Origin of the sequence: Pseudalkalibacillus hwajinpoensis (genome assembly GCF_039851965.1) — a bacterium.
Lineage (GTDB): Bacteria > Bacillota > Bacilli > Bacillales > Guptibacillaceae > Guptibacillus > Guptibacillus hwajinpoensis_E.
Genome location: NZ_CP156674.1, coordinates 1,107,424 through 1,132,516, shown reverse-complemented (window position 1 = coordinate 1,132,516; position 25,093 = coordinate 1,107,424). Strand labels below are relative to the sequence as shown.

The window sequence follows — 25,093 nt, the reverse complement described above, 5'->3', positions numbered from 1 at the left end:
TATAATGAGCAACAGAGCGAAAGAAACAGACGTTATCTTAATTGGTGCGGGAGTTATGAGCGCTACTTTGGGATCATTATTGAAAGAGTTAGCACCGGAATGGGAAATCAAAGTGTTTGAGAAGCTCGCAAATGCAGGAGAAGAAAGCTCTAACGAATGGAATAATGCGGGTACGGGGCACGCTGCACTGTGCGAGCTTAACTATACTTCAGAAAAACCTGATGGATCTATAGATATTAGCAAAGCGATAAAAATCAATGAACAGTTTCAGCTTTCAAGACAGTTCTGGTCTTATCTTGTAAACACCAAGCTGATTAGTAATCCATCGGACTTTATCATGCCATTACCTCATATGAGTTTAGTACAGGGGGAAACGAATGTAACTTTTTTGAAAAAACGTTTTGAAGCGCTGTCAAACAATCCCCTGTTTAAAGGAGTGGAAATTTCTGATAACCCTGAAAAGCTTAAGGAATGGATTCCGCTTATCATGGAAGGCCGTACATCGAATGAACCGATAGCGGCAACAAAGATTGACTCTGGAACGGATGTTAACTTTGGCGCTTTAACAAGCAAGATGTTTGACCACTTAAAGAGTAGAAACGTCGAGATCAACTACAAGCATAGTGTTAAGGATATTAAACGTACTAGCGACGGCTTGTGGGAAGTGAAGGTACACGATATCGATAGCGGCAACATCGAATACCATACTGCAAAATTCGTCTTTATCGGCGGTGGGGGCGGAAGTCTTCCTTTACTACAAAAAACCGGTATTCCTGAATCAAAACAAATAGGAGGATTCCCGGTAAGCGGACTATTTATGGTATGTAATAATCCAGAAGTTGTGGAGCAGCATAATGCAAAAGTATACGGTAAAGCTAAGGTGGGTGCGCCTCCAATGTCTGTTCCACATCTTGATACAAGGTATATGGATAACAAAAAATCATTATTGTATGGCCCATTTGCCGGTTTCTCACCAAAGTTCTTAAAAGAAGGTTCAAATCTTGATTTGATACGTTCCATAAAACCAAATAATGTCATCACTATGCTTGCGTCGGGTGTAAAAGAGATGTCGTTGACAAAATACCTGATCCAGCAAGTGATGTTATCGAATGAAAAGCGCATGGAAGAATTACGAGAGTTTATCCCAAATGCCAAACTCGAGGATTGGGATATAGTGGTAGCGGGCCAACGTGTACAAGTTATCAAAGATACTGAGGCCGGTGGTAAAGGAACACTTCAATTTGGTACGGAATTGGTAAGTGCTGAAGATGGCTCGATCGCTGCATTGCTGGGTGCTTCTCCGGGAGCTTCTACGGCTGTTCACGTTATGCTAGAGTTATTAGATAAATGCTTCCCGCAACATATGATAGAGTGGGAACCGAAAATCAAAGAAATGATTCCTTCTTATGGCTTGTCACTAGCGAAAAACCCTGAGCTTCTTCAAGAAGTTCATACTTCAACAGCAGAGACGCTAGGTCTAAGTGAAGAAAAGCCGGTCTATAGTTAATTTTTTAGATGTAGAACCAAAGGTATTTAATGAAAAGGTTAAGCTGCTTTTTTCATCAATGGACAATTGTTTCTATAATCAAGAAATTAAAAAGACAATGATAAGCAGGGAAAAAGTTTTTAAAGAGATTGCTGACTTCCACGGATTATCGATAGGGATCTTACAGAATAAAATGTAGGGAATGAAGAGGGAGAGGACTGCGTACAAGTATCCCTCCTTTAATTTGCAAGTGAATCACCGGGGCTGTCCTGACTGATTCTTCCACATACATCTCCTTCGTTACCTTCATAATAAAATACCTTCACTATTTATTGGAAATGAAAAGTGGCTTATTTAATTGAACTTTGATTAAGTGGGCCACTTTCTCAACTTTAATTATTCCTAAGAAAGCGAAATAGGAGGGGAGTTTTACTCCGAGTATAATACATATAATGAAATAGAGATTTTCTATTTTACGTGGATAAAATATTGAAAAGAAAAGAGTAACTGGATCAGGAGCGGGTAACCGTTCCTTTTTGTTTTTGAACTGTATATATATCTTGAAATAGTGAAAAAAGTGGAAAGTTATTTAACAAAAGATACAGAATGAAATGCCTATTTACTCTTAAAGGATTTAGGTTTTTTTATATTGAACTTTTAAGACTAAGGAAGGATTTGAAAAGCATAAAGGAAAAGGAAGATGAATGATTAATAAAGTTGGTCAAATTATGCTGTATGTAATTCATTCACACTTAAATACTCCCAATTACAGTAATAGTTACTATCTCATTTGCTACAAAATCAGTTGATATAGAAGTTCCAGTTATAAGAGAAAGTGTATGATACGCGATTTCCCCTTGAATACAGTTTTGCAGTTAAAATAATTTCTAGAACATAGATCAGCCATGTATAGGTTTATCATAATAGACTCTGCAAGAAATAACATGTTTACGACTGGTACAAAAGACTTTAGAATATAAATATCAGAAATTTTCGAAAAGCAGTAATCATCTTGAAGAATCACTATTTCCTATTTAAAAAAGGTAAACCAATTTTTGGGGCATAGGTACTGTGGTCCGCTTGTCCAAAAGATTATGCGACTTCTTAGGGGGAGATATCGGTATGAGTGGTCTGTACAGGGTTTTAGTTGTAGATGATGAAATGCTGATAAGGCAAGGAATTATAAATTATATCGATTGGGAACAAGAAGGGTTTCAGATTGTTGGGGAGGCTTCGAATGGGAATGAGGCCCTGTCCTTAATTGAATCCTTACAACCCCATATCATCCTTACCGATGTTGTGATGCCTGGTATGGATGGTATCGAATTAGTAAGAGTGGTGAAAGAGAAGTATCCAGCTATTGAAATCATGGTATTAAGCAGTTTTGAGAATTTTGATTACGTGCGTTCTACGTTTCAAAGTGGTGTAGCCGATTACATTCTAAAACCAAAATTGAATGCTGAAGGGTTAATTAAAACATTGCGGAGAATAGTACCAAATCGCCCCGTCTTTTATGAAAAAGAAGAAAGGCCGACTTCCTTGGAAGAACTAGTAAAAAAGAGGGTGTTAGGGGATTCCTTAACGAGCGAAGAGAAGGCATTACTAGAAGGATTTACTCATAGCGAATTTTGCCTGATCGCTGTTTGTGGTCTTGAGAATGAAGAGAATGTGTTAACCTTCAAAGAATTGAACAATCAGGTAATGAAACAGGTCGATCAAATCGAAACTCTATTCATACCATTAGATGAAAGCGATACCATGGTTGTGCTGCTGAACTTTACTTTGGTTCAGCTGCCAACTATTAAACAAAGCATGACCAATCTAGCTAAAAAATATAAAGGTTTAGGAGCTAGTAAAAGCTGGCTAATGAGTGTACCATTTTCTTCGATTCATGAGCTGAATACTGTCTATGAGGATAGCCTTTTAAAGATGAAAGATTACCTGTTCTATCTGCCAGACGAGCCGGTATTAATCCATGGATCCTTGCCTAAGGTAGAAAAAAACAGTACGCCTTTTGATTTAAGTCAGTTTATTGATTTATTTAAGCAGAAAAACTTTGCCGTTGCGATTCATTCTTTAGAGGCGAATGTAGACGTTCTAACCAGTCATTATACAATCGATATATTTGAATTTAAGTCCTGGCTCGAAAATATCATGTTTAATATGATCGTTCTATTAGGAAATATGAAGTACGGTGTGGATGAGTTGGAGGCAAAAAAATACGAGTATTTTGCTGATATTAATGAAGCGCAGTATGCGAAAGAGGCGATTGCTCGCTTTCATGATTTCTTGGAAGTCGTGAAACGAATTGTTCTCATAGAAGACAGTACAGGTTGTCCCCCTAACATGCAGCGGTTGTTGCAATATATTGAAGATCATTATGCAGAGCCTCTTTCATTATCCACCTTAGCTGACTATTTTCATTTTAATCCCTCCTATTTATCCAGTTATTTTAGCACTCATCATAAACTTGGGTTTAGTGATTATGTCAATCAGGTGAGAATAGCAAAGGCAAAGCATATTCTGGCATCCAGCTCAGCTTCCGTTAGCCAGGTAAGTGAAAGGGTAGGTTACTCAGAACCCAGTTACTTTTGCAAAGTGTTTAAACGAATAGAAGGATTATCTCCTGGCAGGTATCGAAAGAATGCTCCAGCAATGAATTGAGGACAATCCATGAGCAGATTTTTACGAATTTTTCAAAATAACAACTTATTTATTAAAATATTTCTTGTGATGTTATTCAGTATTATTACTGTTTCTATCTTGATCACTTTTAGTACGATTCGTATGTCTAACAATCTATTTATGGAAACATTCAGTATTACCAATACCAAAGTGCTTAATCAGATTAAGCAACAATTCGAGTCCTACAGCTACTCCGTTGTTTTCACATCAATGAATGTGGAAAACAACGGGACGATTAAGCAAATGTTAACACAAGACAATCTAACCTCTATCGAAGCGTCGCGTTCCATTTATACAATAGAAGAGCAAATGGAGAAACTATATTCAGACAATCCGAATGAGGCAAACATGATGGTATTGGGCAAAAACAAGAGGTTATTCAATATGAAATATATGAATTGGCCAGTTTCAGCTGATACCTTAATGAACCACAGGATTACGCGAAACGCACAAGCGAATCCGAATGAAATCCTCTATCAATTTGTTCCAAGCGGCGACATTACCAATGGCAGGCCAATGATTGTGGCGACTAAGGCGCTTACGGAAAGGTCCACCAAATACATATATGGTTATCTGTATATTCCTATTCGTGAAAAGGACCTGAGGGAATTTTATGAAGACTACACTAGTGAAGGGAATAGTGTCCTTGTGCTCAATGGTAGTGGTGAAATTATCTCCAGTAATGAAACTGCCTTAATTGGACAGGGTGCAGAGGACTTGCTTGAGCTTGCGAAAGAAACAGAAGATAACAGCCTGGTGTATCAAGATGTCCATGTATTTGATAAAGATTATATGTTGTTAACGGCGGCTTTGCCGGCGCTAGATATGTATCTTGTTAATCTAATAGACAAAGAGCTGGTCATTGATAATTTGGTAGATACAAAAGAGCTCATTCTCATCAGCATCGGTATTGTACTGCTTGCAGTTGGTATTGTATTTATTATATATAGAAGAATGACCACTTCGATAAGCAAGTTGGTCCAACAAATTTCCAATATGGCAAAGTATGATTTTAGTAAACCAGTTGAAGAGAATGGTGGGTACGAAGCGAAGAAAATTGCAAGTGCTTTTAACTATATGCTGAATGAATTACAGGAGCATGTAGAAGTTTTGATGAGGACACAACAGAAGCAGCGAAAGGCCGAACTGGAGGCGCTCCAACACCAAATCAATCCTCACTTTCTCTATAACACGTTAACATCAGTTAAATTTTTGGTGAAAGAAGGGAAGAAAGAAGCAGCCTTTGACACGATAGATGCGTTAATTCCCTTATTGCAAAATGCACTTGGAAATGTTGATGAAACCATTACAGTAGAACAAGAGATTACAAATATACAAAATTATGTGCTAATCAACCAAATGAGATATGGGGACCGGATTAAAGTGAATTCGCTCATTTCACCTAATTGTTTACACTACCATTTGCCGAAGCTAGTGATCCAGCCATTCATTGAGAATGCCTTTTTCCACGCATTTACCGAAAAGAAACAGGGATATATTCAGATACTGATTGCTCAGCGAGACAATCAACTGATTTGTGAAGTAATCGATACGGGAGATGGCATGGAAGTTGACATGATTCAAAGTAATAAAGGAAAGAGACATCTGTTTAGCGGAATAGGAGTCCGCAACGTCCATGAACGTATACAATTATTGTTCGGCAAAAGATTCGGTGTGAAAATATCAAGTGAATTGAAAAAAGGAACAAAAGTTAAAATTATCTTACCCTTGTTAGATAAAAACACTAAAAATAGTTACATATCTAAAAATAATACAAAAAAGCGTTTTCTTGATGGCGGAAAAGTCTAAAGATAGTTAAAAAAATTCTAAAGATCGTACTAACGATCTTTTTTTTGTGGGTGGTATGCTTTATACAGGAATAATGATAGCGCTTACAAAAAAAGAGGGGGATGGATGATGAAGTGTTTTCAGTTCAAAAAGGGATGGTTTTTAGCTTTAAGTGTGATCACACTCCTTACGTTGGGAGCTTGTTCTTCAGATGGTGCAAGTGGAGGTTCTGGAAATGAGGGAGATGAACCGGATAAAATTACGGCCTGGGCATGGGATCCGAATTTTAACATTGCGGCACTTGAGCTTGCCAAAGAATCTTACGATCAGGATATAAATCTGGAGATTATTGAAAATGCGCAGGATGATATTGTGCAAAAACTAAATACTGGCCTTAGTTCAGGTACCATGAAAGGAATGCCTAATATTGTATTAATCGAAGATCAGCGTGCACAAAGTTTTTTGAAATCGTATCCAGATGCATTTTTTCCTTTAGATGAATACATTAACCTGGATGATTTTGCTTCGTACAAGCTGGCACCAACTAGTCTTGAAGGAAATCAGTATGGATTGCCTTTTGACACAGGGGTGACAGGATTATTTTTCCGTACGGACTACCTTGAGGAAGCCGGATATACAATGGAAGACTTAACAAACATTACATGGGAAAAATATATCGAAATTGGTAAGGATGTAAAAGCGAAAACTGGGAAAGATATGATTTCACTTGATCCAAACGACTTAGGGCTCATTCGTGTCATGATTCAGAGTGCAGGTGCCTGGTACGTAGAAGAAGATGGAACAACTGTAAATCTTATAGACAACGAACCGTTACGAAAAGCATTTGAAAACTACAAAGCCATGATGGAAGCAGACTTCGTTAAAGCAAATTCGGATTGGAGTCAATTCATCGCTGCTTTCAACAGTGGGGATGTTGCTACAGTTCCAAGCGGTAACTGGATTTCACCTAGTATTGAAGCGGAAGACTCACAATCTGGGAAATGGGCAGTTGCTCCAATTCCAAAATTGGACGTGCAAGGTGCTGTGAACGCATCGAACCAGGGAGGAAGTTCCTTCTATGTGTTGAACGTACCTGGCAAAGAAAAAGCAGCTGAATTTCTTGGTGAAACGTTTGGAGCAAGTAAAGATTTTTATCAGGATCTTGTACTTGAGGTTGGTGCCCTGGGCACATACAAACCAGCATCAGATGGAGAGGCTTATCAAGTTGAAAATGACTATTTTGGTGGACAATCTCTTATTTCTGACTTCTCTACTTGGGTGGAAGATATCCCTAGTGTCAACTATGGTGTGCACACCTATGCGATTGAAGATATTTTAGCAGCTGAAATGCAAAACTATCTAAATGGAAAAAGTCTTGATGATGTCTTAGCAGATGCACAAGCTCAGGCAGAGACACAATTGAAGTGATGAGGCTTAAAGATATGCTTAATGGTTTGTGTATCAATCGGACAAGTCAGCACCGGAGTTTATTGACTCTAAAGACTAAAGGCGCCTGAAATGAAAGGCGGTGTCTTATAGAAAAAGTCTCCTAAGCATATAGGGATTCTAAGAAAGATAGTTATACTTTCATAGAATCCCTTTATGTAAAATTCAAGTCTGTCTTAAGTGAAAGGAGGAACAGAGAATTGAGAAAAGTGATGAACAATGTGAATGTACCATATACAGTGAAAAAAGAGCCAGTTGTTAATCGGTTCAAAAAGAATTATATTGGCTGGATCTTTATTCTGATCGCTGCTGCGGGGATCTGTTTATTTTACTTTTATCCAATGGTCCAGGCCTTACTTCTCTCCTTCCAGTCTGGAATGGGAGCCAATCTGGAGTTTGTTGGTTTAGATAACTATTTCAGGTTATTTAATGATCCAACCTTTTTGGCAGCATTAATGAACACGTTTATTTACTTGCTGATTCAAGTTCCAGTAATGATCATTCTGGCTTTATTCTTATCCGTCCTTTTAAACGATGCAACATTGAGATTCAGAGGATTCTTTCGTACAGCTATCTTTTTACCATGTGTCACCTCTCTTGTTGCCTATGCTGTAATCTTCAAATACCTGTTTGGTGTAAATGGCTTCATTAATCAGTTTCTTCTTGATTTATCGATTATATCTGAACCTCTAAATTGGCTATCCGATCCTCTCCTTGCAAAAATAACGATTATTGCTGCTATTACTTGGAGGTGGACAGGGTACAATATGATTTTCTATTTATCTGCTTTGCAAAATGTAGATCGGTCTATGTATGAAGCTGCAAAAATGGATGGGGCATCAAGCTTTCAACAATTTTTTTACATTACTATCCCGATGTTAAAACCGATTATTTTATTTACTTCCATCATTTCAACAATCGGAACGCTGCAAATTTTTGATGAGATTATGAACATCACGAATGGTGGACCAGGGAATGCAACTCTTTCCATCTCCATGTACATTTATAATCTTTCCTTTAAATACAGCCCTGATTTCGGGTATGCAGCAACTGTATCCTACGTGATAGTGATCCTGGTCATTCTCTTATCTCTCATTCAATTTAAGATGGCAGGTGATGAAAAATGAGAAAGGTCAAAAGAATAGGTACATACCTCTTTTTAAGCATTACTGCGATTGTGTCTATTTTTCCATTCTTGTGGATGCTCGTCAGCATGACCAATAAGTCAGTTGATGTGACCCAAGGTCGTTTACTGCCGGGTACTCATTTATTCGAGAATCTTAAAGTATTATTTGAATCCGTCAACATGGTTTCGGCTTTATGGAATTCAACCATCGTCGCCGTAATCACTACCTTTCTAACTCTGTTGATTGGGTCACTTGCCGGTTACGGGTTTGAAATCTATCGAACTCAGGGCAAAGATAGGATATTTAATATTCTTTTGTTATCAATGATGATTCCGTTTGCAGCGATCATGATTCCTTTGTATCGATTATTTGGACGTGTTTCATCATCCATGCCTTTCATTGGGATTGACACCCTAGCGGCGGTGATTCTGCCAACAGTGATAACCGCATTTTTTATCTTTTTCTTTCGTCAGAACACGAAAATGTTTGCAAAAGAATTGGTAGAAGCAGGGAGAATTGATGGATTAAGTGAATTAGGAATCTTTTTCCGCATTTATGTCCCGACAATGAAAACGACGTATGCAGCGGCTGCCATCATTGCTTTTATGAATAGCTGGAATAACTATTTATGGCCATTAGTAGTATTACAATCTCCTGATAAGCAAACCATTCCGTTGCTTATTTCGAATCTTGGTGCCGGTTATACACCGGACTTTGGGGTTATTATGACTGCCATTGTAATTGCAACTCTTCCAACAGCCATTGTGTTCTTCTTGATGCAGAAGCATTTTGTAGCAGGAATGATGGGATCGGTCAAAGGATAATAGATCAGGCGATTTTATATAGGAGGTAGGACAAGTGGCAATAACCACACATGATTGGGAAAATGTACAGTTATTACATCGAAATCGTAAAACGGAGCGTGCTCATTTTATTCCGTTTGCAGAGAAGCGAAGCGCGTTAACGTTTGAAAGGAACAATTCTTCGTCTTTTAAACTGTTGAATGGATTATGGAAGTTTCACTATGCGGACAGCCCGCGTCTAGCACCAGAAGAATTTTATATGGAAGACTTTGAAACTAGTGATTGGGATGATTTATATGTCCCATCCTCCTGGCAAATGCACGGCTACGGCGAGCCGGCATATACAAATGTTGTGTATCCATTCCCGGTAGATCCACCGTTTGTTCCCAGTGAAAATCCAACCGGATCTTATGTTAGGGAATTCTGGATTTCGAAAGACTGGCTGGATAAAGAAATTACGTTGAGATTCGAAGGGGTGGATAGTGCATTTCACGTCTGGTTGAACGGCAAAGAAATTGGCTATAGTCAGGGAAGCCGCATTCCTTCTGAATTTGACCTTACTCCTTTTATTAAAGAAGGGCAAAATCGTATTGCTGTCCAGGTAGTTCAATGGTCCGATGGCTCTTATATTGAAGACCAGGACATGTGGTGGCTCAGTGGTATTTTTCGGGATGTGTATTTGCTGGCTGTACCCAGGGTGCACGTGGAGGATTACTTTATCAAAACAATTTTTGATGAAAATTATGAAAATGCCATACTTTATGTAGACACAGTGATTGAAAACAGGAGTGATTCTGCTGTTTCACATTATAAACTAGAGTATCACTTACTGGATACAAGCGGTCAAGTTGTGATTAATCAACAAGAAAGCGATACTGTATCGATTGCTGCAAACAGTAAAGAAACTGTCGTTCAAACCTTTTCGATTCGTCATCCACACAAGTGGTCAGCTGAACATCCATATTTGTATAACCTTCTGCTTTCATTGAAAAAGGAAACAGGTGAAATAACTGAAGTAATCCCTACAAGAGTAGGATTCCGTTCGGTAGAGTTGAAACATGGTTTGTTCAGAGTGAACGGTGTAGCGATTAAACTGAAAGGCGTCAATCGGCATGATCATCATCCTGGGTTAGGGAGAGCTGTCCCGTTCGAGTGGATGAAGGAAGATGTCAGGCTGATGAAACAACACAACATTAATGCTGTACGTACTGCTCACTACCCGAATGATCCACGATTCTACGATTTATGTGATCGGTATGGCTTGTATGTCATAGATGAGGCAGACCTGGAATGTCACGGGTTTGATGTCATAGGAAACTGGAATGCACTCAGTGATGATCCCGCATGGGAAAACGCCTATCTAGACCGAATAAAGCGGATGGTCGCACGAGATAAAAACCATCCTTCTATTATTATGTGGTCGTTAGGAAATGAATCTGGGTTTGGCAGAAACCACGTAACAATGGCGAACTGGGCGAGAGAATTTGATGATACAAGACTCATTCACTATGAAGGGGAATGTCGGGCGATTACAAGATCGGAAAGCAACTATGACCCGCAGCGGGAACCTGAAGCATCTGATGTGTTTACCACGATGTACACTGCAATCGAAGTCATGGATGTGTTAGGAATGCGTGATGATTTAGCAAAGCCGCATATCCTGTGTGAGTATGCACACGCAATGGGAAATGGCCCGGGCGGATTGAAGGAATACTGGGAAACTTTTTACAAACATGATCGCCTTCAAGGCGGATTTGTCTGGGAATGGCAGGATCATGGAATTCACCAGTTAACCGAACACGGAAAAGAATATGTAGCTTACGGTGGAGATTTTGGGGAAGCACCGAACGATTCCAACTTTGTTATTGATGGATTGGTAATGGCAGATCATACACCTTCCCCAGCACTTTCGGAATATAAAAAGGTGATTGAGCCCATTCTAGTTGAATCCATGGATTTAGAAAAAGGGGAAGTGAAAATAACCAACCGTTATGACTTTATTTCACTCAATCATTTGCACGCGTCATGGTCGATTACGAAAGGGGAAGGCGTTGTCGCCAGTGGAACTGTATCCATCAATAGCATTGAACCACGTGCAAGTAAAGTTGTTGATTTGCCTTACGAACTAGAGCGTTATCATGGGTCTGAAGATGATTACTGGCTAGAACTTGTATTTAGCCTTGCGGGTGATACTATATGGGCTAAAACAGGACACCAAGTTGCGTGGTCTCAGTTTGAATTGCCTACTCAAAAGGCAGACAAGGAAGAGGAAACAAGCCTGGCTGGAAGGCCTTTAGAAGTGGAAGATTCCACGCATAGCCTTCACGTAAAGGGCGAGAATTTCATTGTTCAATGGGATAAAGTTTCCGGAAGATTGTCCGAATGGAAAGTACAGGGGATCGATTTAATAAAAACCGGGCCAATTCTGAATTTATGGAGGGCACCGATCGATAATGATTTATGGGCACAGGTCCATTGGAAGGATATCCCGTCAATTAAAGAATGGAAAGAATCTGGTCTCCATTGGCTACAGCAGCGAGTCGATTCTGTCAGCTATGTGGCTCTGGAGGAACATCAGATAGAAATCATAGTAACTTCAAGAGTTGCCCCGCCAATTTTAAATTGGGGAATAACAACTACGTATACGTATACCATTGATTCTGATGGCAAGATGACTATTGATGTCAAAGGTGAACCATATGGGGAACCGCCACAAACTTTTCCTAGATTGGGATTAAAAATGGAACTTCCAGCAATGTTAGATCTTGTGACATGGTATGGCCGTGGACCGGGAGAATCCTATGTGGATAGCCGTCAGGCAAATGGTGTAGGGGTGTGGAAGAAAAAGGCAGAGGAATTCTATACGCCATATGCCTATCCGCAGGAAAATGGAAATAGGCATGAAGTTCGCTGGGCACAGATTAAAAACGAGTCCGGAATTGGTTTGACATTCCAGGGGAAGCCTTGCTTTGATATTAACATCCAATATTATACGATGGAAAACCTGGAAAAAGCCCAACATACCTATGACTTGGTCGAACAGGATTTCATTACGGTTCTTATTGATCACAAACATCATGGTCTTGGATCGGCAAGTTGTGGTCCTGATGTGCTTGAAAAGTACCGGTTAAAAAGCGGGGCATTCCAGTTTGGGTTAGAAATGAAGCCGGCTTTTAACTAAAGGTAGTATCCTTCTGCTGACTGGAATACAAAAAAACTTCTAGCTACCTGTTCCCTTTCCTGTATGGGGATAGGTAGTTTTATTTTTTGATGATTGTCTAGCTCACACATGAATTAGCATGAAGGAAATGTTTGATTCATTCTTGTAAAGAGAAAAAATAATCAAATACGAAGCGCTTTAAAAAGGGAGGAAAACAATGTTACAAGCAAAAAATGGCGAATTTTATTTAGACCAGGAGCCTTTTCAAATCCTTGCAGGTGGCATGCATTACTTCCGTACAGTGCCTGAATACTGGGAAGATAGGCTTGAGAAATTGAAAGCGTTAGGGTTAAATACGGTGGAGACCTATATTCCATGGAATTTTCACGAACCGAAGAAGGGGCAATTTCATTTCTCAGGGATGGGAGATGTTGAACAGTTTATCCAGCTGGCTCATGATTTGGGCTTATATGTCATGATAAGACCGTCTCCCTATATTTGTGCCGAGTGGGAAATGGGCGGGCTTCCTTCCTGGTTGTTAAAGGAAAAAGAGATCGTACTGCGCAGTAGTGATCCAGTTTACCTACAATATGTAGAGGAATATTATGATGTGTTACTCCCAAAGTTTAAGCCTTATTTATATCAAAACGGGGGTCCAATCGTGGCTATGCAAATCGAGAATGAATACGGGGCCTATGGGAATGATCAAAAATATCTAGCATTTCTTAAAGAGCAATACAAAAAGCATGGTATCGATACATTTCTTTTTACTTCGGATGGGCCAGAATTTATTAGACAAGGTTCCCTGGCAGACGTAACGACTACTTTGAATTTTGGTTCAAAGGTTGATTGTGCTTTTCAACAACTGGATAGACTAAAGCCAGGATCTCCAAAGCTGGTTGCTGAGTTCTGGATTGGCTGGTTTGACTATTGGACTGGTGAACACCACACAAGAGATGCGGCAGACGTAGCCAACGTATTTAAAGAACTAATGGAAAAAAAATGCTCAGTCAATTTTTATATGTTCCATGGAGGAACAAACTTCGGTTTCATGAATGGTGCTAATCATTACGATATTTATTACCCTACTATTACAAGTTATGACTATGATAGTTTACTGACGGAAAATGGCGAATTGACAGAGAAATATCGTGCAGTTAAGCAAACGTTAAGCAAATATATACAAGTCCCTGAAGACTATGTAAGTACCATTTCCGCAAAACATTATGGATCAGTTACCATGCAGGAATCGGTCAGTTTATTTGATACTCTAAATCAAATAAGCAATCGATTTGAACATATTACCCCTCAGCCGATGGAAGCGATCAACCAAAAGTATGGCTATACGCTTTATCGGACGGAAGTTAACAGAATGGGTGATTTAATCATGGGTATAGATGCCATCCAAGATCGAGCTTATATTTATATTAATGGAAAATATCATACCACTATTTATAAGAACGATAAATTACGAAATGTTACCCTGAATTTCACTCAGGAAAGCAACACGTTAGAACTATTAGTTGAGAATATGGGAAGAGCAAATTATGGAGAACATCTGGCAGATAGAAAAGGGATCACACATAATATTTGGTTGGGAGGGCAATACTTTTTTAATTGGAAAATGTATGCCATTGAATTAGATGTATTGCCTGATAACTATCAGGTGGAAGTTGAGACGAGATTCCCGAAATTTTTCCGCGGGAAATTTGATGCGGATGGCACTCGTGATACGTTCATCGATAGTAAGGGCTTTACAAAAGGAAATATATTCATTAATGGCTTCAACTTAGGCAGGTACTGGAATACAGCCGGCCCGCAGCAAAGAATTTACCTGCCTGGCCCTTTATTGAAAGAAAAGGATAATGAATTAGTAATCCTTGAGTTAGAACATACGGATACCAGGGAGGTTCAATTACTCGATCAGCACAAGCTGAAACTGTAAGTAAAAACACTGATAGAGCTATGCATCCCGTATAAGATATCTGGAACCAATATTAATCAAAAAGGAATGGGTTTACTTTAGAGGTGAACTTTGAAGTAGAGCTTCCCAGTGGTTTGGATTTTCAAGAAGTAATTCAAGCTGTTCAAGCGAGAAGTTTAGAATAAAGAGTACAACGATTAAACAGAAAAGGACAAACTCCGAAATCTTCTCAGGGTAGTAGCCACTTTTGAATATAGAGCGGTGATCGCTCAAGAGCATGACCGTAACTAACAAGTTCTTTCAACTCCATGAGAAAAAAGAGCAGCCAATTAAGTAAGGATAAGCATAAAGACGTTTTACCGCGTTAACCAAGGAAAATATTTTTACATCAAATAAACGAGGGAATCCCAGCTTAGGGAGACCCTCGTTTTCTTTGATTTTATAGTGTGAAAATTCACCGATATTAAATAAACATACTGATAATCAGTGTGATACTGAAACCGACTAAGGCAATGATGGTCTCCATCACCGTCCAGGACTTCAATGTATCTTTCTCAGATAAACCGAAGAAGCGGTTTACCATCCAGAAGCCAGAATCGTTTACGTGGGAAGCAATGGTTGCCCCAGAGGCAATCGTGATCACAAGTAAGCCGAGCATCGGTCCAGAAATCCCCATTGTTTCGATCATCGGTGTGACTAGACTCGCGCCAGTTATCATGGCTACTGTAGCGGATCCCTGAGCAATTCGAACGACGGCTGTAATGAGAAATGCGAAAACGATTAAAGGCATTTTTAAATCTGACATGGATTGGGCTAGTACATCTCCAATGCCTGTTTCGACTAGAATCTGTCCGAAAACGCCACCAGCACCTGTAATCAGAATAATAATGCCTGCAGGCTCAAGTGATTTTGTAGCAATTTCTTGAATTTCCTCTTTTGAATAGCCACGTCTTGTTCCAAGGAAATAGAATGTAAGTAACGCAGTGATAGTTAGGGCTACCCCTGGATTACCAATGAAGGATAGAACAGTTCTCGTCGTATTTCCTTCAGGAAGGGAAGCGGATACAAACGTGTTTAACAGGATTAAGAAAAGAGGGAGTAAAATCAGGGTGGCAATCATCCCAAAGCTCGGTAGCTCTCTGTCATATTTTTTCTCTCTTGCTTCAGCAATCATATTGGCAGGTACTCCAACATGAATTTTCTTTGAGATATACGTTCCAAAGACTGGTCCAGCGATGATTGCTGCTGGAATACCAGCCATCAATCCAAATAGGATGACCCATCCAATATTAGCACCAAGCAGGGAAGCAACCGCGATTGGTCCCGGTGTTGGTGGCACGAAACTATGTGTAACTGCAAGTCCTGCTAAGAGAGGGATCCCATAGTAGAGAAGAGACTTTTTGGTTTTTTGGGCAAGGCTATATAGAATCGGAACAAGGATAACAAAAGCAACATCCAGAAAGACCGGAATGGATATGATGAATCCAGTCAGAACCAATGCCCAGTTCACGCGCTTTTCCCCGAACTTATCAATCAGGGTTAGTGCGAGCCGTTCAGCACCACCGGATACTTTTAATATTTCACCAAACATGGCTCCAATCCCGATGATGACCGCAATTTCCCCAACGGTTCCGCCCATGCCATCCTGCACAGCGGTTAAGACGTCGTTTGGGCTCATGCCCGCAATTAAACCAACAATATAACTAACTAGAATCAATGCAATAAATGCTTGTAACTTCGTACGCATGACGAGGAAGAGTAAGAGTGCTACACCGAAAACGGCGATTAAAATTAACAATCCAGCAGACATTCTATACCACTCCATTTCTTATGATTTAAGTCCAATATACTAAAAGACTTGTCTACCATTCCGCCACTGTTCCGTCTTCGTGTCTCCAAACCGGATTTTTCCAGCTGTGGCCTTCAAGCGAAACTTTCTTCACATGCTCTTCATTGATTTCCACACCTAATCCTGGACCTGATGGTATTTCTACAGATCCATTGACGTATTTAAATACGGAATGGTCAATCAAGTAGTCTAGTAAATCACTTCCTTTGTTGTAATGAATACCTAGGCTCTGTTCTTGAATGATGCAGTTTGGTGTACATGCATCAAGCTGAAGGGAAGCAGCAAGGTTAATCGGACCAAGTGGTGCATGTGGAGCAACCGCTACATCGAATGCTTCTGCCATGGCGGCGATTTTCTTTGCTTCAAGAATACCTCCGGTGTGCGAAAGATCGGGTTGAATGATATCAACTGATCCATCAATTAACATTTGTTTGAAACCCCAGCGAGTATAATTGCGTTCTCCTGTAGCGAGTGGCGTTGTCGTATGGCGAGCAATTTCGTTAAACGCTTCCATATTCTCGGTTAGAACAGGTTCTTCGATAAACATTGGGCGATAAGGCTCAAGTTCTTTAACGAGTACTTTTGCCATCGCTTTATGAACCCGGCCGTGGAAATCGATTCCGATTCCGAAGTCATTTCCGGTTGCTTCACGAATGGCTGCAACACGAGCAACAGCCGCGTCCACTTTGGAATAGCTGTCGATGTAATTCATTTCTTCTGTTCCATTCATTTTAATAGCCGTAAATCCGGCGTCTTGCTTTTCTTTTGCAGCAGCTCCAACATCCTGAGGGCGATCCCCGCCAATCCATGAGTAGACGCGAATGTTGTCTCTCGCTTTTCCGCCAAGCATTTCATAAACCGGCATGGTATAGAATTTCCCTTTAATGTCCCACAGGGCCTGTTCGATACCAGAGATAGCACTCATCAGAATGGGGCCGCCACGGTAGAAGCCGCTTCGGTATAGTACTTGAAAATGATCTTCAATCCGACATGGATCCTTTCCAATTAAATAGTCCATTAATTCATGTACACAGGCTTCAACCGTATGGGAGCGCCCTTCCACAATTGGCTCACCCCAGCCGCTGATTCCTTCGTTCGTTTCTATTTTCAAAAACAACCATCTTGGTGCAACTTGATAGAGGGCATAATTGGTGATTTTCATAATTAATCGTCTCCCTTCAGGATTTGTACAAATTGTTTCGCTCTAACTGTTATGTCGTTCAGCGCATCAGCATCGATCACTTTCTTGGTATTAACAAGCGAGCTGCCGAGTCCTGCCGCAACGGAACCGCTTTCAAAATAGTGTTTGATGTTGGTAAGATCAACGCCACCTGTTGGCATGAGAGGGATGTGGGGGAGTGGACCATGAATATCTTTCATGTAAGCCGGTCCCATCACATTCGCAGGGAACACTTTAATCAGATCTGCGCCATGTTCATATGCGGTTAATATTTCAGTAGGTGTCAGTGCTCCCGGTATGCTGACAGCTCCGTATCTTTTGGTGATTGTAATCGTTTCGATATTAACGGTCGGCGAGAAGATAAACTTCGCTCCAGCCATAATCGCTGCTTTAGCCGTTTCGGGATCGAGCACCGTACCTGCTCCGACAATAACTTCACCATTGAATTCTGCGTTCACTTCCTCAATGAGTGATAGGACGTTCGGGGTTTCGGCAGTGATTTCGAGGATTCTGATATCGCCTTCATATAACGCTTTTGCAATTGATACGACATCTTCACCTTTTGCTCCGCGAATCACTGCGACCAATTTATGTTCCTTGATTTGTTGGAAAGTATCCATTTCATTCATCTCCTCTTATCGGGACACATCTTCCCGGTTCGTTGCATTCATGAAATCTAGTAATCTACTTCTCTCAGGTAGTCCTTCAACATCGCCATCAACCATTGTGACAAGGGCCCCAACTGCATTGGCTCGCTCGGTAGCTTGCTTTAACGTCAGATGATCGAGCAGCCCTGAAATAAAGCCTGCAGCAAAACCATCGCCAGCACCGACAGTATCGATCACCTGATCAACCTGATAGCCTTCGACATACCCTTTATCTGTTTCTGAAGAATAGTAAGCGCCATCTTTTCCGAGCTTTAGAATGACACATTTTGCGCCGAGGTTGTGGAAGGAAGCCGCAAGTTTCTCAGGGTGGGTCTCACCGAAAAGAAATTCCCCTTCTTCAATGCCGGGTAGCACGATATCAGACATTGCCGATAACTCAAGTAAGATGCGACGTGCTTCGATCTCGGTCCAGAGCTTTTTCCGTAGATTCGGGTCGAAAACAACTGTGATATTATTTTTCTTGGCGATCGCGATCGCTTCTACAATAGTCTCATAACAGCTCTGGCTAAGTGCGGGAGTAATGCCTGTCACATGAAGGTACTTGAATTTGGCTATGTACGCTTCATCGAGGTCATCACTTTGCATACCGCTGGCAGCTGAATCTTTACGATAGTAGTGAACCTTCATTTCATTTGCTGCAAGCTTCTCTTTAAGGTAAAGACCAGTGGAAGCAGAAGGGTCAAAGGAGACCCTCGAAACATCCACATTCTCACCACGAATAAAGGAAAGAACTTTCTTGCCAAGTTCATCTTCTCCAAGACGGCTCATCCATCCAGATTGATGTCCGAGCCTCGCTAACCCGATTGCCACATTGGATTCAGCTCCAGCTACTTTTGCGCTAAAGTTTCCAGCATAGCGCATGAGGCCGGTAGAATCCGGAGTAAATAACACCATCGTTTCTCCTAAAGTAATAACATCCATGCTAATGCCTCCTTAGTATCCGATTGATTCCGAAATCGCTTTTGAAGTGTGAAGAAGTTTCTCAGTAATTGTCTTTTTCCTTGGATAAATCCTTTCTTTCGGGCCTGCAACACTTATGGCTGCAATGATGTTACCCTCTACATTAAAGACAGGTGCTGCTAAACAATATAGACCTTCCTCATTCTCCTCATCATCAATGGAGTAGCCCTGTGCTTTGAATTGATTTAGCTGATCTTTTAACGTCTCAACATCTGTGATCGTTTTATTCGTAATCGCAGTCAGTTCTTCGTTTACGAGCAACTGATCCCGAACATGCTCCGTCACATTTGCAAGAAACGTTTTGCCGAGCCCCGTACAATACAATGGTTTTCTTGCACCAATTTGTGCACTTGTGCGAACGGAACGCCGGTTATCCACTTTCGCCACATAGACAAGCTCCTGATCAAGAAGCACTGCCATAAAGACCGTTTCCTCGACATTCTCCATTAACCTGCGAAGGTGAGGCTCTGCTTCTGTAGTAAGGTCAAGATTCTCCAATGCCTTTGTGCCAATCTGAATCAGTTTAGGACCAAGCTTATATATCTTCTGATTCGTGACGCTAATGTAACGTCTTTCATGGAGCGTTTTGATGAGGTGGAACGCGCTACTTTGAGGGAGCGACAGGCGTTCACTAATCTCTCTCATTGATAATCCATCAGGATACTCAACCAACAACTCGAATATTTTTAAGACCCTAACTGCTGACTTCACTGACAATGGTTTCACCTCTTATTAATTCACATATGTGAATAGCTCATTACATATATGAATGTTCTTTCGTATGAACTTTAACACAAGAATGAAAACGCTTCAACAAGAAAATATAAATAACCTTTCTCAGTATGTGATCTGCAAGGTGGGATGCGCTTTTTCTTGATAGGAAACAGAGTGGTGGTACAGAAACTAGGACTATTGCTTATCTTAACCGGGGCTGCCATCAAAAAAAGGTTCATAGAGATAAATATCCTAAAAGAGAACCAATCTACACAGATGCAGGCTTTTTTCTTGGCAAGCTTGATCTTATCAAAAAAACGATGCTTGATCATGAGGGAGTAGGTTATTACACGCTACGTTCCACCGGGAAGCGTACGGGTTACGCTGTGAACGAGCGGGCGAACTATCGCATTGATAATGCCGGAAAAGAGAAAGTTGAGAACAAAGTGGTACCGGTTGAGGCAATTGTTGTTGATGTCCTATTCGATGTGTTGGAAAGAAAACCTGATATTACGGAAGTGAGGTACTTAATGGGGGGTAGAAAAGATTCACTAAAAGTTGAGCAATGGCTTATGGAACATATAGGAAATAAGATTGGTTATGAAGAAAATCCGAGAGTACTTCTTGAAGAGGGATGGCAAGGAGGAAAAAATAACCGAAGAAACATACGTAAAGGCTAGAAACGCCCATGAAGCAAATACAGGGAAACGAGAACATGTGGCAAGTGACGGTTGAAATTCCATAAGGGGATGCGCCTCATGTGATGGAATTTAGGTTGAATGGAGAGGCGAGGGAGGTTCCCATGGTTCGTTCTCGGTAGTTCTATCGGTAAAAGGCTCTAAGAATCCTGGTATGAAGATATTCACAAATAACAAATAAAGAATTCGACTGAATTTATTTCTACATAAGAGATGAACTGGTGAATATAATCTGAATGGTGAAAACTAAATGAGGGGTGAATTTATGACTAATGCATTTGTTTCCCGTTCATTAGATGAAATCCAATTCTGGTCCAGGATTATGAAAGAGCATGCTTTATTTTTAAGTTTGGGATTTAGCTTTAATGATTCGAAACTAATCCAAGAAGCACAGCAATTCATCGATCTTTTTGAACAGATTGAAGAGAAACTAAGTACGTACTCTGTAAACTCGGATCCCCAACAAATCGCAACTTTTAATATGCAAGTATACCAAGCAGCTACTTCCATTTGGGCTTATAAAAGAAAGGTTCTAGGGTTATCATTGCGTTGTGAGATTATCTCTAACAATTTTCCCTTATTACTTGACCACACTAGCCGAGAGGCGGCCTATTTTGCGAAAAGATTAAAGGAATTGAATGAAGGGAAATTACAACCAACAGCTGCTAAAATTATAAAAGAAAATGTGTTCTTCTTAAGAATCATGGCAGATCATTCGAAATTTATTGGTCATCTTCTGGATCCTTCAGAAAGGAAACTAGTGGATCAAGCTCGAGAATTTAGTCATGATTTTGATCAATTGGTTTTTCAAGCTATCGACTTGGATTCAATGCGACCACAATCAGAAACTCCACCTCTGTTAGATCAGTTCCTGGATGAAAATCGTGTATCAGTAGTTGCACTAAGGGATTTTAAGAAAGCAGCAAAAGAATTAATTGAAGAGTGTAGGATTAAGAGTATTATCCATCCCCTTCTAGCAGATCATGTTTTCCGTGAAGCAGAAAGGTTTCTTCATATTATAGATATGTTTGAAGCTAGTCTTTCTTCGAAAAATTAGTAAATCTTTCAGGTTATTATGGAAGCTAATACGAGCCTATCTGTAAATTGGTATTTTAGAATTAATTGAAGCACTTAGTAAGGCCAAGGGGATCTACCAGCTTACTTCGAATAGTAAAATTATTTACTCAGGTGGTGGAAGTTTCGCAGCATGGATGAATAGTAGTTCCGGGATCCATGAGGTTACAATCACCAGGAGAATGAGCAAGAATTGTTGATAAATGGAACAGCGCCTATTTGCAATGACTGGATAGGCGCTGTTTTTCGTTAATGAATCATCCGTTAGTAACCCTCTCTTTTACCCATATGATCCGTCATGCCAAACGAATTCCAATCCAAATGAAGTAAGCGATTATACAGATGTTGAAAATAGTGAAGAGAAGTCCAATACTTGCCCATCTTTTTTTCTCATCACTCGTTCGAAAGACGATAAACGCAAACAAAATGGAAAGCACACAGCCAGCTAGAATGATGATCATGATGATTCTGCCAACGGATTCATCATATTGGGTAGATATTGGATCAATCATAAACATCCCTAGGGTAGTTAATATGCTGAAAGTTATAAAGAGATAGGTTCTCCATGTGGTCATTTTAGTGTGATACATCCAGTACTCCCTTCTGATCTGCTACTTACTCAGCTGTCATCATTATAGTGGAGTTAAATGGATATAACAAATACATTAGCGGTGAGGAGCATTTTGGGAGAATGGGGGTGTTGTTTTTAAAAATCTGAAGGGTTATGGGTATTTATAGTTAAAGGTTAAATGAGGATCTGATTGTATAGTGAAAGCAATGCCTAAGGTTAATAGTAAAATTCCTAATACATAAAAGATAAATTTCACTTTTCTCGACCTCCCTATCAATATTTTTTTATTGCAAATGCAACAAAAACAGGTTAAATTAGATATATACTATTTATTGTTGCGTTTGCAACAATAATACAAACTAAGGAGCTCATTATGAAGGAAATACTACGTGAAATTGGAATGATTGCAAGGGCATTAGATTCAATAAGTAATATAGAATTCAAAGAATATGACCTCACGCGAGGCCAGTATTTGTACCTTGTGAGGATATGTGAAAACCCAGGAATCATTCAAGAGAAGGTAGCTGAAATGATAAAGGTAGATCGAACAACAGCAGCTCGGTCTATAAAAAAACTTGAAATGAATGGCTTTATTGAGAAGAAAGAAGACGAACATAACAAAAAAATAAAAAAACTCTTTCCAACAGAGAAAGGGAAAAAGGTTTTTCCTTTTATAAAAAGAGAAAATGATCATTCCAATGTTGTTGCCTTAGAGGGTTTATCTGAAAAAGAAATAGAAACCATTTTCGATCTTCTTCAAAAAGTTAGAACAAATATAGAAAAAGACTGGGAATTTGTTAAAAAGGGAAACAAAAGGAGTTATTGATTATAGAGAGGAGCGAAAGGATTAAATGAATATAAATATGAAAAGATGTACCTCGGAAGATTCACGCAAACTACAAGAGATTGGTTATGAAACATTTAAGGAGACATTTGAGGAGCAGAATTCACCAGAAAATATAAAGACTTATTTGGAAGAGGCGTTTAATTTAAAGCAAGTAGAAAAAGAGTTATCCAACCATTCATCGCAATTCTTTTTAGTTTCTTTTAATGATGAAGACGCTGGATATTTAAAGATTAATACCGTGGATGCTCAGTCTGAAGAAATGGATGATGACTCTCTTGAGATCGAACGGATTTATATTATAAATAAATTTCAGAAGCTTGGACTTGGTAAATATTTGCTAAATAAAGCTATGGAAATTGCTATCGAACGTAATAAAAAGAAGATCTGGCTAGGCGTATGGGAAAAAAATGAATATGCTATTTCCTTTTACAAGAAAATGGGGTTTGTTCAAACGGGAGCCCACTCTTTTTATATGGGGGATGAAGAACAAACGGATTTAATAATGACCAAAATTCTCAGATAACTCTTTTGAAAGGTGGATGATTATGTATATCCCTAAACATTTTAAAATGGATGATGAAGAAATAATTTATGATTTTATTGAAAAACATGGATTTGCAATCTTATTTTCTCAGCATAAAGGAGAACCCTTCGCTACTCATCTTCCACTGATGTTAAATAAATCTGAAAATGCTTTATATGGTCATTTTGCACGTCCGAACGGACAATGGAAGGATGCTGAAAAACAACAAGTCCTTGCGGTTTTTCAAGGTCCCCACTGTTACATTTCACCAACTTGGTACGAAACAACTAAAGCAGTACCTACTTGGAATTATGTGTCTATCCATTTATATGGAAAGTTGGAAATTGTCGAAGATAGAAAGATAATTTTCGATTCTTTGAATGACTTGGTAACTAAATATGAAACTCCTGATAGTACATACAATTTAAATAATATTGAACCTAGTTTCATCGAAGGAATGAGTAAAGGAATTGTAGCGTTCAGAATAAAAATCACAAAAATTGAAGCAAAAGCTAAATTAAGTCAAAATCATTCTGTGGAACGACAAAAATTAATTATTAAGCATCTAGAAAACAATTCTCAACAGGATAATATACAAATAGCCTCTCTAATGAAGAAAAACCTGAAATAATGCAAATAAAAGTCATTCCTTAGATAAAGTGGTTAACTGAAACGGGAGCTGAAACACTTTTGATATATCTTGAATTCAAATCTTCAACGATCGAGGAGCGATTGCTGCAAAAGGAATCGTCTTAATGAATTTGCAAATGAAATAATGGAAATTGCGTTTGAAGAAAAAGATATTATTGTTTATACATCTTCGAAATGCTTTTACAACCTCGTTCTTAGGGTCTTTACTTAAAATGAATTTGAAAATTCCTCTTAATTCTTGATCTGAGATTAGTTTGTTTGGAAGAGAACCAAAGAATAAAAGCATTTCTCTATAAACTAGATTATTAGGAGCGAGTTTAACAACTTAATCCGTAACAGGAAGCTTATACTTTTAACTCTAGTTTAGCGTTTACAGCCTGCTTTATGTTGAAAAGAGATTTATATAAAACAGGCACTTATCGAATGAGGATAAGCGCCATTGGAATAGGAAGATAGACCTTTAATATCTATTATCAAGAGGGATGATTTGCCCCCTGATTTCTCCACCAGGATTTTGCTCGGTATGAGCGTTAACGTACGTAAGTTCTTTTCGCATAAATTTTAACAGGTCACCGACATCGTCTATACCTACCTCATTATCTTCAATATCTTTATCTGTAATGGATCCAGTAATTTTTCCTCTTCGAGTGGTTATCCCTTCTTGCTCTGCTAAAGTCATTAAATTAGCTCCGAAAAGGAAAACAATGACGGGACCATTTTCATCACGATTACCAAAGTGAATATGCGCTTGAACGAAATTTCTGATATTCTCGACTTCGAGCTGAAACTTGATTTTTGTACAATCTTTATTAGCAATGAATTTAGCCACTCCAAAAGCATCTGTATCAACTGGAGGTACTTCATTTTTACCTTTTAGCTTTGCAATGGACTTCTCCATATTTTCACCTCCTAAATGAGTAAACTACGTTATTGTATGTT

At 39.4% G+C, this 25,093-nt stretch carries 21 protein-coding genes and 1 pseudogene; 13 read left to right on the top strand and 9 right to left on the bottom strand.

The window, feature by feature from the left end; all coding sequences use genetic code 11:
* Positions 1–4: 4 nt before the first annotated feature.
* The 8 genes from ABFG93_RS05735 to ABFG93_RS05700 all read left to right on the top strand — a co-directional run bounded on the left by ABFG93_RS05735 (position 5) and on the right by ABFG93_RS05700 (position 14,440).
* The gene (locus ABFG93_RS05735; RefSeq protein ID WP_347551390.1) at positions 5–1,507 is read left to right on the top strand and encodes a malate:quinone oxidoreductase; all 1,503 of its coding nucleotides are present in this window, start codon (positions 5–7) and stop codon (positions 1,505–1,507) included.
* Between the two features lie 1,101 nt (positions 1,508–2,608).
* Complete coding sequence (locus ABFG93_RS05730; protein ID WP_347551388.1) at positions 2,609–4,150, top strand: response regulator transcription factor; 1,542 nt, start codon at positions 2,609–2,611, stop codon at positions 4,148–4,150.
* A 9-nt stretch (positions 4,151–4,159) separates the two neighbouring features.
* Positions 4,160–5,980 carry a sensor histidine kinase gene (locus tag ABFG93_RS05725; RefSeq protein WP_347551386.1) on the top strand — a complete coding sequence of 607 codons (1,821 nt, stop codon included), beginning with the start codon at positions 4,160–4,162 and terminating at the stop codon, positions 5,978–5,980.
* Positions 5,981–6,088: 108 nt separating this feature from the next.
* The gene (locus tag ABFG93_RS05720) at positions 6,089–7,387 is read left to right on the top strand and encodes an ABC transporter substrate-binding protein (protein WP_347552767.1); all 1,299 of its coding nucleotides are present in this window, start codon (positions 6,089–6,091) and stop codon (positions 7,385–7,387) included.
* A 230-nt stretch (positions 7,388–7,617) separates the two neighbouring features.
* Entirely contained in the window at positions 7,618–8,532 is a 915-nt protein-coding gene (locus tag ABFG93_RS05715; protein WP_347552766.1) for a carbohydrate ABC transporter permease, read from the top strand.
* The gene (locus ABFG93_RS05710; protein ID WP_347551384.1) at positions 8,529–9,356 is read left to right on the top strand and encodes a carbohydrate ABC transporter permease; all 828 of its coding nucleotides are present in this window, start codon (positions 8,529–8,531) and stop codon (positions 9,354–9,356) included. The genes ABFG93_RS05715 and ABFG93_RS05710 overlap by 4 nt, the downstream gene beginning before the upstream one ends.
* 34 nt (positions 9,357–9,390) lie before the next feature.
* Positions 9,391–12,516 (top strand): glycoside hydrolase family 2 TIM barrel-domain containing protein, encoded by a 3,126-nt coding sequence (locus ABFG93_RS05705; RefSeq protein WP_347551383.1) that lies wholly within the window; start codon positions 9,391–9,393, stop codon positions 12,514–12,516.
* 196 nt (positions 12,517–12,712) lie between these two features.
* On the top strand, positions 12,713–14,440 hold the full coding sequence (locus tag ABFG93_RS05700) for a glycoside hydrolase family 35 protein (protein WP_347551381.1): 1,728 nt from the start codon (positions 12,713–12,715) through the stop codon (positions 14,438–14,440).
* Between the two features lie 72 nt (positions 14,441–14,512).
* Here ABFG93_RS05700 and ABFG93_RS05695 read toward each other — a convergent pair whose 3' ends face one another.
* The 6 genes from ABFG93_RS05695 to ABFG93_RS05670 all read right to left on the bottom strand — a co-directional run bounded on the left by ABFG93_RS05695 (position 14,513) and on the right by ABFG93_RS05670 (position 19,793).
* Complete coding sequence (locus ABFG93_RS05695) at positions 14,513–14,713, bottom strand: hypothetical protein (RefSeq protein WP_347551380.1); 201 nt, start codon at positions 14,711–14,713, stop codon at positions 14,513–14,515.
* 169 nt (positions 14,714–14,882) lie between these two features.
* Positions 14,883–16,229 carry a GntP family permease gene (locus ABFG93_RS05690; protein ID WP_347551378.1) on the bottom strand — a complete coding sequence of 449 codons (1,347 nt, stop codon included), beginning with the start codon at positions 16,227–16,229 and terminating at the stop codon, positions 14,883–14,885.
* A gap of 52 nt (positions 16,230–16,281) precedes the next feature.
* On the bottom strand, positions 16,282–17,430 hold the full coding sequence (gene dgoD / locus ABFG93_RS05685) for a galactonate dehydratase (RefSeq protein ID WP_347551376.1): 1,149 nt from the start codon (positions 17,428–17,430) through the stop codon (positions 16,282–16,284).
* A gap of 2 nt (positions 17,431–17,432) precedes the next feature.
* On the bottom strand, positions 17,433–18,068 hold the full coding sequence (locus tag ABFG93_RS05680; protein ID WP_347551374.1) for a bifunctional 4-hydroxy-2-oxoglutarate aldolase/2-dehydro-3-deoxy-phosphogluconate aldolase: 636 nt from the start codon (positions 18,066–18,068) through the stop codon (positions 17,433–17,435).
* A 15-nt stretch (positions 18,069–18,083) separates the two neighbouring features.
* Positions 18,084–19,037: a sugar kinase gene (locus tag ABFG93_RS05675; RefSeq protein ID WP_347551372.1), complete on the bottom strand. Its 954-nt coding sequence runs from the start codon at positions 19,035–19,037 to the stop codon at positions 18,084–18,086.
* 12 nt (positions 19,038–19,049) lie between these two features.
* Positions 19,050–19,793, bottom strand: coding sequence for an IclR family transcriptional regulator (locus ABFG93_RS05670; protein ID WP_347551370.1), 744 nt, complete (start codon positions 19,791–19,793; stop codon positions 19,050–19,052).
* Between the two features lie 317 nt (positions 19,794–20,110).
* Here ABFG93_RS05670 and ABFG93_RS05665 point away from each other — a divergent pair, with 317 nt between their 5' ends.
* Entirely contained in the window at positions 20,111–20,470 is a 360-nt protein-coding gene (locus ABFG93_RS05665; protein ID WP_347551368.1) for a hypothetical protein, read from the top strand.
* 283 nt (positions 20,471–20,753) lie between these two features.
* Complete coding sequence (locus ABFG93_RS05660) at positions 20,754–21,545, top strand: DUF2935 domain-containing protein (RefSeq protein ID WP_347551366.1); 792 nt, start codon at positions 20,754–20,756, stop codon at positions 21,543–21,545.
* Between the two features lie 313 nt (positions 21,546–21,858).
* Here the strand turns inward: ABFG93_RS05660 and ABFG93_RS05655 are convergent, their stop codons facing one another.
* Together ABFG93_RS05655 and ABFG93_RS05650 are read right to left on the bottom strand one after the other, a co-directional pair.
* Positions 21,859–22,074 (bottom strand): hypothetical protein, encoded by a 216-nt coding sequence (locus tag ABFG93_RS05655; protein WP_347551364.1) that lies wholly within the window; start codon positions 22,072–22,074, stop codon positions 21,859–21,861.
* Positions 22,075–22,317: 243 nt separating this feature from the next.
* Positions 22,318–22,389: pseudogene (locus tag ABFG93_RS05650) on the bottom strand (YitT family protein); the annotation flags it as partial.
* Positions 22,390–22,506: 117 nt separating this feature from the next.
* Between ABFG93_RS05650 and ABFG93_RS05645 the strand changes: the two are divergent.
* The 3 genes from ABFG93_RS05645 to ABFG93_RS05635 are packed head-to-tail and all read left to right on the top strand — an operon-like array spanning position 22,507 to position 24,134.
* Positions 22,507–22,959, top strand: coding sequence for a MarR family winged helix-turn-helix transcriptional regulator (locus ABFG93_RS05645; protein ID WP_347551362.1), 453 nt, complete (start codon positions 22,507–22,509; stop codon positions 22,957–22,959).
* Between the two features lie 25 nt (positions 22,960–22,984).
* Positions 22,985–23,503, top strand: coding sequence for a GNAT family N-acetyltransferase (locus ABFG93_RS05640; protein WP_347551361.1), 519 nt, complete (start codon positions 22,985–22,987; stop codon positions 23,501–23,503).
* A 22-nt stretch (positions 23,504–23,525) separates the two neighbouring features.
* A complete protein-coding gene (locus ABFG93_RS05635; RefSeq protein ID WP_347551359.1) occupies positions 23,526–24,134 on the top strand; it encodes an FMN-binding negative transcriptional regulator in 609 nt (202 codons plus the stop codon).
* Positions 24,135–24,614: 480 nt separating this feature from the next.
* On the opposite strand, the gene ABFG93_RS05630 is transcribed toward ABFG93_RS05635, so the two are convergent.
* The gene (locus ABFG93_RS05630) at positions 24,615–25,052 is read right to left on the bottom strand and encodes a CHRD domain-containing protein (protein ID WP_347551358.1); all 438 of its coding nucleotides are present in this window, start codon (positions 25,050–25,052) and stop codon (positions 24,615–24,617) included.
* Positions 25,053–25,093 lie beyond the last annotated feature (41 nt).

Bases quoted from the DNA above. Each gene is read 5' to 3' on its own strand.
- ABFG93_RS05675 (WP_347551372.1), bottom strand. From the start codon at position 19,037: ATGGATGTTATTACTTTAGGAGAAACGATGGTGTTATTTACTCCGGAT.
- ABFG93_RS05715 (WP_347552766.1), top strand. From the start codon at position 7,618: ATGAACAATGTGAATGTACCATATACAGTGAAAAAAGAGCCAGTTGTT.
- ABFG93_RS05700 (WP_347551381.1), top strand. From the start codon at position 12,713: ATGTTACAAGCAAAAAATGGCGAATTTTATTTAGACCAGGAGCCTTTT.
- ABFG93_RS05655 (WP_347551364.1), bottom strand. From the start codon at position 22,074: ATGATTGATCCAATATCTACCCAATATGATGAATCCGTTGGCAGAATC.
- ABFG93_RS05660 (WP_347551366.1), top strand. From the start codon at position 20,754: ATGACTAATGCATTTGTTTCCCGTTCATTAGATGAAATCCAATTCTGG.
- ABFG93_RS05720 (WP_347552767.1), top strand. From the start codon at position 6,089: ATGAAGTGTTTTCAGTTCAAAAAGGGATGGTTTTTAGCTTTAAGTGTG.
- ABFG93_RS05730 (WP_347551388.1), top strand. From the start codon at position 2,609: ATGAGTGGTCTGTACAGGGTTTTAGTTGTAGATGATGAAATGCTGATA.
- ABFG93_RS05680 (WP_347551374.1), bottom strand. From the start codon at position 18,068: ATGGATACTTTCCAACAAATCAAGGAACATAAATTGGTCGCAGTGATT.
- ABFG93_RS05645 (WP_347551362.1), top strand. From the start codon at position 22,507: ATGAAGGAAATACTACGTGAAATTGGAATGATTGCAAGGGCATTAGAT.
- ABFG93_RS05710 (WP_347551384.1), top strand. From the start codon at position 8,529: ATGAGAAAGGTCAAAAGAATAGGTACATACCTCTTTTTAAGCATTACT.
- ABFG93_RS05735 (WP_347551390.1), top strand. From the start codon at position 5: ATGAGCAACAGAGCGAAAGAAACAGACGTTATCTTAATTGGTGCGGGA.
- ABFG93_RS05630 (WP_347551358.1), bottom strand. From the start codon at position 25,052: ATGGAGAAGTCCATTGCAAAGCTAAAAGGTAAAAATGAAGTACCTCCA.
- ABFG93_RS05725 (WP_347551386.1), top strand. From the start codon at position 4,160: ATGAGCAGATTTTTACGAATTTTTCAAAATAACAACTTATTTATTAAA.
- ABFG93_RS05665 (WP_347551368.1), top strand. From the start codon at position 20,111: ATGCTTGATCATGAGGGAGTAGGTTATTACACGCTACGTTCCACCGGG.
- dgoD (WP_347551376.1), bottom strand. From the start codon at position 17,430: ATGAAAATCACCAATTATGCCCTCTATCAAGTTGCACCAAGATGGTTG.
- ABFG93_RS05690 (WP_347551378.1), bottom strand. From the start codon at position 16,229: ATGTCTGCTGGATTGTTAATTTTAATCGCCGTTTTCGGTGTAGCACTC.
- ABFG93_RS05635 (WP_347551359.1), top strand. From the start codon at position 23,526: ATGTATATCCCTAAACATTTTAAAATGGATGATGAAGAAATAATTTAT.
- ABFG93_RS05640 (WP_347551361.1), top strand. From the start codon at position 22,985: ATGAATATAAATATGAAAAGATGTACCTCGGAAGATTCACGCAAACTA.